Origin of the sequence: Pseudomonas sp. RA_105y_Pfl2_P56 (assembly GCF_963970845.1) — a bacterium.
Lineage (GTDB): Bacteria > Pseudomonadota > Gammaproteobacteria > Pseudomonadales > Pseudomonadaceae > Aquipseudomonas > Aquipseudomonas baetica_A.
The window spans coordinates 335,299-347,211 of record NZ_CAXAPL010000001.1; the positions used below are offsets into that span (position 1 = coordinate 335,299).

The window sequence follows — 11,913 nt, forward strand, 5'->3', positions numbered from 1 at the left end:
TTGCTGCGTTTTATTCAGATATTGGCGCGCAACACTGAAGCTGGCAGCGCCTCACCGCGCTCGGCTGTCGCCGCCACCGCTGCAATCAACCCCTCCAACTCATAACCCTGCGCCTTGAGCCAGTCCTGATCGTAATAGGTGTCGGCATAGCGCTCGCCGCCGTCGCACAGAATCGCCACGATCGACCCCGACTCACCCGCTGCTTTCATCTGCTGCGCCGCCATCAGCGCACCGATCAGGTTGGTGCCGCTTGACCCACCGACATGCCGGCCCAGACGTTGCGCCATATAATGCATGGCCGCCAGCGACAAGGCGTCCGGCACTTTGACCATCGCATCGATCACCTTGGGCAAGAACGACGCTTCCACCCGAGGCCGGCCAATGCCTTCAATCCGCGAACCACAATCCAGACGCAGACTCGCATCGCCGCTCTTGTAGTAATCGAAGAATACCGAGCGTTCGGCGTCGGCGCACAACACGCGGGTGCAGTGCTGGCGATAGCGCACGTAGCGGCCAAGGGTTGCTGTGGTGCCGCCAGTGCCGGGGCTGGAAATCAGCCAACTCGGTTCGGGGTGCCGCTCGTAGCGCATTTGCTGAAAAATCGACTCGGCGATGTTGTTGTTCGCTCGCCAGTCGGTGGCGCGCTCGGCATAGGTGAACTGATCGATGAAGTGGCCACCGTGCTCACGGGCCAAACGTTCGGATTCAGCGTAAATCTGCGTCGGATCGTTCACCAGGTGGCTCTGGCCGCCATAGAAAGCGATCTGGGCAATCTTTTCCTTGGAGGTGGTCGCCGGCATCACCGCGATAAACGGCAAGCCCAGCATCCGTGCGAAATACGCCTCGGAAATCGCCGTCGACCCACTGGATGCCTCGATCACCGGGGCGCCGGGCTTGAGCCAGCCATTACACAACGCGTAGAGAAACAGCGAACGCGCCAGCCGATGCTTGAGGCTGCCGGTGGGATGGCTGGATTCATCCTTGAAGTACAACTCAATGCCCGCAAACCCCGGCAGCGGCAAGGGAATCAGGTGGGTGTCGGCGCTGCGCTGGAAGTCCGCTTCAATGATTCGGATGGCTTCGCGGGCCCACTGTCGGTTGTCGCTCATGGTGAGGGTTCTCGTTGAATCTGGCAGGAAATCAGCCTCGTCAAAAGGCTCAGTCGTCAGCTTAGGAAAAAACCTGCATCACGCACAGGTACAGCTGAGTTTCAATATGTCGAGTAACTGCTAGGCTCAGCAGGGCCAACGGCAAACCACTCTGTAACGACATATAACAAAAAAAGAATATGAGTTTTGTTTTAACAACCAACAGTCCGGGTTAGGGTGTTCCACCTTTTGACTATTCGATGGAGAGCGACCTTGCCTCTGCGTAGCACTTTCACGCGTTTCTTTCAGTTGGAAGCTGCCAGCGGTCTGTTATTGATCGCCGCGGCCATTCTGGCTCTGATTATCAACAACTCGCCACTGTCGTGGCTGTATACCGGGCTGCTCGACACTCCGGTGGTGGCGCAGATCGGTGCGTTGAAAATCGCCAAACCCATGCTGCTGTGGATCAACGACGGTCTGATGGCAATGTTCTTCCTGCTGATCGGTCTGGAAGTGAAGCGCGAAGTGCTTGACGGCCAGTTGTCGAAACCCTCGCAGATTGTCCTGCCCGGTGCCGCGGCGATCGGCGGCATGGTCGTGCCAGCGCTGATCTACTGGTTCCTTAACCGTGACAACCCGCCGGCCCTCGACGGTTGGGCGATTCCAACCGCCACCGATATCGCCTTCGCCCTCGGCGTGCTGGCTCTGCTCGGCAAGCGTGTGCCGGTGTCGCTGAAACTGTTCCTGATGACCCTGGCAATCATCGATGACCTCGGTGCCATCGTGATCATTGCGATCTTCTACTCCGGCGAACTCTCGACCCTGTCACTGGGTCTGGCGGCAGCGTGCATCGCAGCATTGGTGGCGATGAACCGCCTGGGGGTGGTCAAGCTCGGGCCGTACATGATCATCGGCCTGATCCTTTGGGTTTGCGTACTCAAGAGCGGCGTCCACGCAACGCTGGCCGGTGTGACGTTGGCCTTCTGCATTCCGCTACGGACAAAAAACGCCGAGCCTTCGCCGCTGTTGACCCTCGAACACGCGCTGCACCCGTGGGTGGCCTACGGCATCCTGCCGCTGTTCGCCTTCGCCAACGCCGGCCTTTCGCTGAGTGGCGTGACCGTCGAAAGCTTCACCCACCACGTCCCGATGGGTATCGCTGTGGGCCTGCTGCTGGGCAAGACCGTTGGCGTATTTGGCCTGACCTGGCTGGCAGTCAAGATCGGCATCGCCACCCTGCCCCAAGGTGCGAATTGGGGTCAGGTGCTGGGGGTGGCGATTCTCTGCGGCATCGGCTTCACCATGAGCCTGTTCGTTGGCTCGCTGGCCTTTGAGCCAGGTCTCAGCGATTACGCCGGGATGGACCGGATGGGCATTTTGACCGGCTCGATTCTGGCGGCATTGATCGGGTATGCGGTGACGGCGGCGGCGAGCCGCCAAAGCACCCTACAATCTGAGAAACCAGCTGCGTCATGAGTATCAGCACGCTTCGCGCAAGGCTTAGCAATGAGCCGCGCAAGTGTGCTATGTCTTTCGTTAACCTCAGCCGCCTCTCGAGCACGGTATTTCTCGGAGCCATCCATGTCACGTAAAGCAGAAAAACGCCCAATGACGGATGATCAGATTGCCGTGCAGGAATCCCGGATTCCAGATATCGCCCTGAAGGCATTCAATAACGCCTATAGGATGGCACTTGCCAACAGCGCAGCCGTTCTTGTTGCTAAAGCTGGCCAACTGTTCGAGGTGACGGAGAAGACCTCCGTTGCTTTGCGCTCGATCGGCACTTATGGAAACCTGAAAAGCGGTACTCGCCTGCACATCAATAAATCTTCAAAACAGGTTACTTCTTGAGCACACCAAGAATACGGATATTTGCGGGACCTAATGGATAGGGAAAAAGCACCTTCAATCGACTTGTTCCTGCCCATTTTCTTGGAAACTACATCAATCCTGATGATATCGAACGGGCGATTAACGATACGGGATACGTTGACTTCACCTCATATCGAATCGAATCTCATAAAGCAGGGATTTTTGAATTTTTCCGTGAACATGCGCTTTCAAAGAAATCCCCACGTTCATTGGCAAAGCTGGACTCACTTGCGATTGAAGGTGAAAGACTCAGCTTCGCAAATACTGAAATCGACTCCTACGTCGCTTCAGCCCTTTCCGATTTCATACGCCGGTCGCTGATCAAAGAACGCATCAGCTTTACGTTTGAAACGGTCATGTCCTCCTCAGCCAAAGTTAACCTGCTCGCCTAGGCTCATGACTCTGGCTACAGAGTCTACGTTTATTACGTCGCTACAGCTGATCCTGAAATCAATATAGCCAGGGTTGCCTACCGCGTATCGCAAGGTGGACATAGCGTTCCTCCTGAAAAAATAAAGGCCCGTTACTGGAGATCTCTGGAGCTTTTGTCTGAAGCTATCCTTACATCCAACAGAGCCTACATTTTCGATAACTCGGATGAAGGCAGCGAAGGGCTGACACAAATAGCAGAAATCACTGATGGAGAACTGATTGAAATCAAGTCAGCTATCCAGCCCCCCCCTGATTCAAAGAGTTCGTACTCGATAAATTGTTGTAGTCGAACAATCCCACGCTTATAGAGACGCGTCCTACAGCCACAAAATGCCTGCTTCGTTAACGTCACCCAGCCCCTCCCCAGGGACGGTCGATGGATGAACGAAAGGACGATCAGTGGCTCGCAACAAGGACATTCCCCGGGTTCCCAACCCACCACAAGGCGACGGGCATTACGTCACCTACCGCTATATGACGGCCAGTGAACTGGCTGCGCGCGATGCCAGACAAAACGCTTACGACGCCATGCTGGCGCGCCAGGAGGCCTTCGAGCGCAGTCGTGAAATCGCTGCGACAAAACCTGACCCCCTGCGCGCCGGATGCGTCTTTGCCAAATCTTGCAAGTTGCCAGACGCAATCATTGATTACTCCAATCCTTCGGGGATGGTGCCGACCGATAGTTTGAAAGACTACGGCGAACTGATCCTGCTCGGTGCCCGCGAAGCCGATATCAACGGTGCCGTCGCGTTGAAGAACATCAGTGCGACGGCCATCTCGACAGGATTTGGCAACTTCGCTCTGGCCGGATCTGCATTCGAAGCATTGCCTGCCGTTGCCGCCAGCACTGCTGCCGCCACGTTGGTTGGACTGGTCGCGCTGTTCATGCCCTCAAGCCTGGGCGACAGCGCCCTCTACACCGATGATCAACTGCGCGCCCTGAAACAGGCCCGCACCCGCGTTCGTTTGCGGGTAGAGCAACAGGCCGACGGCAGCCTCAAGGGTTACGGCTTCTACACCGGCAAGAACCGTGATTGGGAAATGGTGGATGTCGTGCAGTTCACTGCGCGTGGCAGTCAGTTCATTGCTGACTTGGGTGAAGGCGTCGAACTGATCTGGACACCGGCCGTGGATGGTGCGGACATTCTTGGCATTCCTGCACTGGAGGCCGCTCCGCAGGCGCCGCACATCTGGGTTTATCCGCCAACGAAAGCAGCAGACGGGATTCTGGTGAATCCGGTTTATCCGCCGGAGTATCGGGATTTCATTCTGGTGTTTCCGGCGGATTCTGGAATTCGGCCTGTGTACATCGTTCTAAGCAGGGCGCGCGACCATGCTTACTACGACCACCCTAAGACGCTACCCGCCTTCCCTGATGCAGTTAGAGTAAAGTCGAAATCATCGGTGAAAGGTGGCGGGAAGCGGCGAGCACGCTGGGTAGACCGCAAAGGTCGAATTTATGAATGGGATTACAAAAGTAACGCGGTCGAAAAATACGACAAATTGGGAACTACTCATTTGGGCGAGTTCAATCACCTGACGGGTGAGCAAACCGGGCCTGCAGTGCCGGACAGAAGAACCTCTAGAAACTAAGGATTGAGACATGCGCTACCTTTCTATAACCGGCTTTTACCCCGATGACGCTCAAGACGACTCTCTGCAATTCGAGTTAGATATCACCGGTAGCGAGATGAATGAAAAAGTCGCACAGCTCATTGAGTCCAAACCCCTAAGTGAACTGGAACCCGGGGAGTTGTTATTGAGCACAGATCAGGTAGCTGCGCTGGAAACTCTTCTCAAAGTTAGCCTTCCGAACGGTTTGGAGTTCTTTTTGGGCACATGTGCCGATTACTGACTTACCCGGGTTGTAAGCAAAAAACAAAAACCCCGACCAGTCACCTGATCGGGGTTTTCTTTTACCGCTCGCTCGCGCTTAGTGCGAAACGCGGCTGGTCCCGCCAACGGTGGAGATGCGCACGCGCTCGCCAACACGGAACACTTCATTCTCCTGAACCTGCTGCACATAGGCACGCATGCTGCCGTCATCCTCACGCACGGTGATTTCCACACCTTGGGTACGCGTCAGGCCTTCCTCGGTCGCCGAACCGATCAGACCACCCGCCACCGCGCCGATGACCGCTGCGACGATGCTGCCGCGACCGCCACCAATGGCGCTGCCGCCGACACCGCCAACCACTGCGCCTGCTGCGCCGCCGATCGGGGTCTTGGTGCCTTCGATTTTCACCGGTCGCAGGGACTCGATGGTGCCCATGCGAATCGTCTGCACGCGACGTGCTTCGTCACGGGAGTAGGAGTCACCGGTCAGGCTCGATTGGCAGCCGGTAAGCAACATCGCCATCGTGGAAAAGGAAGCAACCAGCAGAACAGACTTACGCATAGCATCAACTCCAAAGGACAGGTAATCATTAAACTCCGCAGCTTGACGCCTGTCACGGCGCAACCCGGATAAAATTGCTTTCATTCAGGCCCGGTACAGGCGCCCTGCGAACTCACCAACATTAGCGCCAAATTCCATTTCTTGCGCCGCCGACCCAAGGATTTTCATGGATTACTTGATCATTGTCGTCACTAGCGTTGCCGGTCTGTACTTCCATTGGTGGCTTTACGTGCGGATCAAACGCTGGATGGATCGCGATCTGGCATTGTCGCTGGCCGGCAAGGATGAAGGCAAACGCGCCTTCATGCTCGAAAAATTGAAACAGGCACAGACGCAGAAGATCAAGCGTCGGGATCTGCCGCAATGGCTTGAGGCCGCTGCGGCAGGCTATCCCGCTCGGTAGACTGCTTAAGGTGCCAGACGTTCAACAATCCAGTCGGCGCCCTGCAAGCGGTAGTTGAGGCGATCGTGCAGACGGCTCGGACGGCCCTGCCAGAATTCGATGCGCTCGGGCAGCAGGCGGTAACCGCCCCAATGTTCCGGGCAGTCAGGCTGAGTGTCACTGAAGCGCTGCTCGGTAGCCTTGAGTAAATCCTCCAGCTCGCCACGCCCGTTGATCACCCGGCTCTGCGGCGACGCCCAGGCACCGAGACGGCTGCCCAGCGGGCGCACCTGATAATACGCATCGGATTCCTCAGGCGTGACCTTCACCACCCGCCCTTCGATACGCACCTGGCGCTCAAGGGACGGCCAGAAGAAGGTCATGGCGGCAAACGGATTGGCCGCCAGATGCTGGCCCTTGGCACTGTCGTAGTTGGTGAAGAAGGTGAAACCCTGCTCATCCAAGCCCTTGAGCAGCAGAATGCGGCAATGCGGACGCCCGTGCGCATCAACCGTGGCCAGGGTCATGGCGTTGGCTTCCACCGGCGCCTGCTCGGTTTTCACCGCGTCAGCGAACCACTGGTGAAACAGCGCAAACGGCTCCCGCGGGGCTTGAGCCTCGGTCAAACCATCCCGAGTGTAATCACGACGCATATCTGCCAGAGCCTGGGTCATGGCGCATTCCTTTTCGTTAGCGAATCACTTTTTGGTGGTATCGGTCGCTGCGACTTTCTTGTCTGTTGCAGCGGCTTTGGCTGGAGCGGCTTTCTTGGCTGGAGCCTTGGCCGGTGCTTTCTTCGCCGGCGCCTTGGCAGCAGCTTTCCTGACCGGCGCTTTTTTAGTCGCCGGTGCGGCAGCTTTCTTCGCCGCGGGTGCCGGGGCCACCGGTTTGGCCGCTGGCTTGACGTCCTGCTTAGCGACCAGGGTCACTGGCCTCGGCGCCGGCATGTTGTACTTGCTCAACAGCGCAACCATGGTGTTCTGCGGAGTGACCAGCAGTTCCACACGACGGTTCAGGGCACGCCCCTCTGCACTGTCATTGGCCGCACGCGGCGCTTCGGAACCCATACCGCGCAGCATCAGGCGATCACGTTGCAAGCCACTGAGACGGAAAATCGCCGCAATGGCCTGGGCACGTTCCTGACTCAATTTGACGTTGGCGGGCGCGGCGCCACTGGAGTCGCTGTGCCCCAGAACCAGCACGGCGGTTTTCGGATCGGCTTCGAGGATTTTCGCAACGCGGGTGAACGGGCCTAGGGTGACCGGCAGCAGCATGGCGGGACGATCCGGGTTGAACGAGCCTTCGACCGGCGCCGTTACGACCAGCACGTTGTCGCGACGCTCGAGTTGCAGATTGCTGTCCTTGACCGCTTCGCGCAGGCGCGGCTCATAATCGTCGAGCCAGGCCTGAGTGATTTTCGGGTCAGGCATCGGCACGATTTTGGCCGTGTTCTGATCCTTGCCGCCGAACGGCCACCACCATTTACCGCCCGCCTCAGCGTCGGCCTTGGCCACGGCGGCCGGTTTGGCTTCGTTTTTTGCTTCAGTTTTGGTAGCCGAATCATCGGAACCGAACGGCCAGTACCAAGGGTTGCTACTCTCGGCTTTGGCAACCGGGGCAGTGGCGGCAGGCTTCAACGGGGCCGGGGCTGGCTCTTTGGCCGCCACCTTGTCGGAAGATCCGAACGGCCACCAACTGCTGCCGTCCGCATCGTTTTTCGGGGTCTGTGCGCAACCGGTGATCGCAACACACAAGGCCAGGGCGAGCGTCTTTTTAGATGACATTGAAAATCCACAAAATGAAGTAATGAAAAATCAGAGCACTATCGCCCGGATAAACAGTCGCTTTGAATCGAAAATCGTGTCGAGGTTCCAGCCCTGGAACCTCCTTTGATGCTTTATAGACAAGTGGCAAGCACCCGCGCGAGCTTCTGCGCGCGCGGATCCATCAAGACGTATGGCCCAAGGGTATTTGTCACAAAACCGAACGCGACATCATGCTCAGGGTCAGCAAAACCGATGGAGCCGCCCGCCCCCGGATGACCGAACGCCCTTGGGCCGAGGCCGTAGGTGGCATTGGGCACGTCCGGTTGATCGAGCATGCAGCCGAGGCCGAAACGGGTCCGGGTCAGCAGGGTCTTGTCTTCGCCGAGACTGTGCTCACGGGTCAGCTCTTCGAGCATGTCGCTTTCGAGCAGGCTGCCGTCGAGCAGTCCGGCGTAGAAACCGGCGAGACTGCGCGCATTGCCGTGGCCGTTGGCCGCCGGTTGCTGCATGCGTCGCCATTGCGGCTTATTGGTGCTGGTGAGCACCGACGGCGGATTGGTGAAAGCGCGGGTGGTCATGGCGGTGGGTTCGCGCAGGGTCACTTGCAGCAGACGTTGCGCGGCCGCATCGCCGGCATTGCCCTTGCCCCGAGCGATGTGCGCCACGCGGTGGAATTCTTCATCGGCCAGGCCGACGTGGAAATCCAGGCCCAATGGCTTGGCGACACGGGCGACGATCGATTCGCCAGGGCCGCGACCATCAGCACGACGCAGCAATTCGCCGATCAGCCAGCCGTATGTGATCGCGGCGTACCCGTGACCGGTGCCCGGCGTCCACCACGGCGCTTCGGCCGCCAGGGCGTCGACCATGGTTTGCCAGTCGTAAAGGGCTTCGGGCGCCAACAGTTCGCGCAGGGCCGGCAGACCGGCCTGATGGCAGAGCAAGTGGCGCAGGGTGACGGATTCTTTGCCGGCGGCGGCGAACTGCGGCCAATAGCGGGCCACCGGAACATCGAGCTGCAACTTGCCTTCGGCGACCAGTTGCAGTGCCGTGACAGCGGTGAAGGTTTTGGTGCAGGAGAACAGGTTGGCGATGGTATCGCTGTGCCAGGCCTCAGCGCCGTCCTTATCGGCGGTACCGGACCAGAGATCGAGAACAGTTTCTCCGCCGACCTGAATGCACAACGCTGCGCCGCGTTCCTGGGGATCGTCGAACAGTGCGGCGAAAGCTTCGCGCACCGCTTCGAATTGAAGCTCGTAATGTCCCTGAATCTGCACCCGCAACTCCCCCGCGAAAACGCTCTACAAAGTGGCCCGCATTGTTCCAGCCCTTGAGGGATTTGGGAACAGCTATGGGCTGGACGGTTGATGCTGTGGTGCAACAATCGAGGCCTTTGCGAGCGAGCCCGCTCCCACAAAGTTTACGAACAACCTGTGGGAGCGGGCTTGCTCGCGAAGAGCGCTAACGCGCACGTAAAGACTAGTGACCGTTGCCGGAATGCCCACCCGCATGGCCTACGCCCCGCCCTGGCCCTTTGCCGGCTTCAGCCTTTCGCCCACCTTCAGCCTCATGACCCGCCGCGGCCGCGGCTTTCCCAGCCTCTTTGCCCAACTGATCAATCGCCTGCAAATTACTCTTGCGCACCGTCTCGACGAAATCCTGATAGGGCAGATCTGTCACGCCTACCAAGCCAAAGTGGCCGTTCTCGCCATCGAGCAAGCGCCCGGTCACCGGTTGATCCAGATACTGGAACCAGTGCACACCCACAATCGAAGGTTCGCTCAACGCCTGTTTGAGGAAGTTGGCGTACGCCGGACCGCGGTCTTCTTCCTTGGCCAATTGCGTCACACCGCCCCAGAACGGGCCGCGATCGGTGGAGCCAAAGTTGAATTCGGTGATCAGCACCGGTTTGTCCAGGGCGCCCAGGGCGGCGAAGTCATAACCGTCCTGCGGCTTGAGGGTGTACATGTTGAAGCTCAGCACGTCGCAAAACTGCGCGCAGGACGCCACGGCCTCTGGGGTGCTGATAGCGAAGCGGCCGCCGAGCAGCAACTGGTTCGGCGCGTGCCATTTCAGCGAGTCGGAAATGGTCTTGAAATAGGTGTCGGCGAACACTTTCTGGAAGTATTTGAAGTCGGCCTCGATTTCCGGGTGTTCCGCGCTCGGCAACGGCGGCTCGAAGCCCGGGTCTTCCATCAATTCCCACGCGGGCAGATCAATGCCCCACGCCTTCGATAGCCCGGCCTGATTGCGGTATTTGTCGCGCAACTGCTTGAGGAACGCACGTTTGGCCGGCACGTCAGTGGTCATTTTCAAGGTGCCGTAAGCCAGCGCATAGCGGGATTTCGGATCCTCGCCAGGGCCGGCCCACGCCAACTCGTTGTCGGCGTAGTAGCCGATCAGCCATGGATCGTCGCGGTGATCGCGGGCAGCGATGGCCACGGCGCGCTCGGTGGCCATGGCAAAGCGCGGATCGAACGGATCCGGCATACCGCCCCACCAGTCACTGCCGGTGCTGATGCTGGTGTAATCGCCGACGATAGACAGCGGCAAGGTGTAAGGCACGCGAGCGGCGTTGCCAAGCGACGGCGCGCTCCAGTTGCCGACGGTGTTGAAACCCCAGGCTTGCAGGCGATCAAGGGTGTGGCTCACCCACTTCTGTTCATCGACCGAAGCGGTGCAAGGCACAGCAGCGGGCGGATTGGATGATGACGATTTGGCCGCTTCAGCAACGCCAGCCTTGGGCTGTTCAGACGTAGCGAGCGGTTCTGCAGCGTTTGCTGCGCTTTGCTCAGCCGCACCCGCCTTGGCCGCCTCGGCGACCCCAGCCTTGGTGGCGCTGGCCGGCTTGCACGGTTCGCCATACAGGCGCTGCAGGTTGGCACCGTAAAAATCGTACCAACGCCCGCTGGCATGACCTCGGCCCTGATCGGCGCCATTGCCACCACGGTGGTCGTCCTCGCCAAAATGCCCGGCCAACGGTTCGTCAGGTTTGGGCAAGGCTTCAAACATGTTCTCGCGACCGGCAACGTAAGTCTGGTTGACCTCCGGGCTGACGGTGTTGACGCCAAGGGAGTAGAACGGATGCCCCTCAGGCGTCACCAGATACCAGCGGCCGTCACGCTTTTCAGTGCGAAAGAAGCCGCTGGCCTTGAACGCCGGGCCTTTGTTCCAGCCGCCGAACGTGTCCAGCGATGATTTTTCGCGCTGGGCCAGCCAGGTTTTCAGCTGTTGCTGTTCTTTACCGGCGGCGGCTTTGAGCTGTTCATCATTACTGACCTTTTCCGGCCATTTGCTGCGGGTCGACTGCCCGTAAGCGTCGACCAGATTGCTATACACCGCTCGCATGACCGCATCGCCGTGCTCCACGCCGAAACGCTCGAGCAAAAGGCTCTGGGCAACTTTTGGCTGATCCATCGACAGGCTCACCGACACCACTTGGCTGCGATCAATCTCGCCGCTGCTGCTGGCCAGCAATATTCGCTGACCCTCGACCAGCATCGGCATCGGCGGCCCGGCTTTCATGCCCTGGCTGAGCGGTGAAGTGGCGACCAGCGGCACCAACAGGGTTTGTGCAGGGCCGGCCGGCAAATCGACGCGGCTGGTCAGCGTCTGCCCGTTGTTGCTCTGGATCTGCACATAAACCGTCACGGCCCAGTTCATTGCACTCTGCAAACGCAGGGTCATCATGCCCGATTGTGACCAGTCCCAAGCGCCGGTTTGTGGCGTCAGACGCAAGGTCGGGCGGGCCACCGGGTTGAACGTCACACGACGCAGCACTTCACCTTCAGCCGTTTGTTCGGCATTGGCTTGCGGCAGGTCAGCGTTTTCGGTCGCGACTTTCACCACGTCAGCGGGACGGACAAAATTGAACAGGGTCTGTTGACCAGCAGGCGCCGCCAGCAACGGGGCAGCAAAGAGCAAGGCAAACACGGCAGGCAACGAACGGCGGATCATAAGAACGGAGTTCTCCCT

The 11,913-nt window shown here is 58.9% G+C and carries 11 protein-coding genes; 5 read left to right on the top strand and 6 right to left on the bottom strand.

The annotated features are described in order from the left end of the window. Positions 1–14: 14 nt before the first annotated feature. Entirely contained in the window at positions 15–1,109 is a 1,095-nt protein-coding gene (locus AACY11_RS01555) for a PLP-dependent cysteine synthase family protein (protein WP_339430642.1), read from the bottom strand. Between the two features lie 252 nt (positions 1,110–1,361). Between AACY11_RS01555 and nhaA the strand changes: the two genes are divergently transcribed. From nhaA to AACY11_RS01575, 4 genes are all read left to right on the top strand, one after another. Further along, the gene (nhaA, locus tag AACY11_RS01560; protein ID WP_339430641.1) at positions 1,362–2,564 is read left to right on the top strand and encodes a Na+/H+ antiporter NhaA; all 1,203 of its coding nucleotides are present in this window, start codon (positions 1,362–1,364) and stop codon (positions 2,562–2,564) included. Positions 2,565–2,669: 105 nt separating this feature from the next. After that, on the top strand, positions 2,670–2,939 hold the full coding sequence (locus tag AACY11_RS01565) for a hypothetical protein (protein WP_339464421.1): 270 nt from the start codon (positions 2,670–2,672) through the stop codon (positions 2,937–2,939). An 852-nt stretch (positions 2,940–3,791) separates the two neighbouring features. Beyond that, positions 3,792–4,985 (top strand): S-type pyocin domain-containing protein, encoded by a 1,194-nt coding sequence (locus AACY11_RS01570; protein WP_339493697.1) that lies wholly within the window; start codon positions 3,792–3,794, stop codon positions 4,983–4,985. A gap of 10 nt (positions 4,986–4,995) precedes the next feature. Continuing rightward, a complete protein-coding gene (locus AACY11_RS01575; RefSeq protein ID WP_339430637.1) occupies positions 4,996–5,247 on the top strand; it encodes a pyocin S6 family toxin immunity protein in 252 nt (83 codons plus the stop codon). 78 nt (positions 5,248–5,325) lie between these two features. On the opposite strand, the gene AACY11_RS01580 is transcribed toward AACY11_RS01575, so the two are convergent. Further along, a complete protein-coding gene (locus tag AACY11_RS01580; protein WP_024776354.1) occupies positions 5,326–5,790 on the bottom strand; it encodes an outer membrane lipoprotein in 465 nt (154 codons plus the stop codon). A 166-nt stretch (positions 5,791–5,956) separates the two neighbouring features. On the opposite strand from AACY11_RS01580, the gene AACY11_RS01585 reads away from it, so the two are divergent. Further along, a complete protein-coding gene (locus AACY11_RS01585) occupies positions 5,957–6,193 on the top strand; it encodes a hypothetical protein (RefSeq protein WP_339430636.1) in 237 nt (78 codons plus the stop codon). A gap of 5 nt (positions 6,194–6,198) precedes the next feature. Here the strand turns inward: AACY11_RS01585 and pdxH are convergent, their stop codons facing one another. The 4 genes from pdxH to AACY11_RS01605 form a co-directional block, all read right to left on the bottom strand. After that, complete coding sequence (pdxH, locus tag AACY11_RS01590) at positions 6,199–6,846, bottom strand: pyridoxamine 5'-phosphate oxidase (protein WP_339430635.1); 648 nt, start codon at positions 6,844–6,846, stop codon at positions 6,199–6,201. Between the two features lie 24 nt (positions 6,847–6,870). Further along, positions 6,871–7,956: an OmpA family protein gene (locus AACY11_RS01595; RefSeq protein WP_339464419.1), complete on the bottom strand. Its 1,086-nt coding sequence runs from the start codon at positions 7,954–7,956 to the stop codon at positions 6,871–6,873. 113 nt (positions 7,957–8,069) lie between these two features. Beyond that, the gene (locus AACY11_RS01600; protein ID WP_221731441.1) at positions 8,070–9,215 is read right to left on the bottom strand and encodes a serine hydrolase domain-containing protein; all 1,146 of its coding nucleotides are present in this window, start codon (positions 9,213–9,215) and stop codon (positions 8,070–8,072) included. A gap of 202 nt (positions 9,216–9,417) precedes the next feature. Next, positions 9,418–11,895, bottom strand: coding sequence for a beta-agarase (locus tag AACY11_RS01605; RefSeq protein WP_339493699.1), 2,478 nt, complete (start codon positions 11,893–11,895; stop codon positions 9,418–9,420). Positions 11,896–11,913 lie beyond the last annotated feature (18 nt).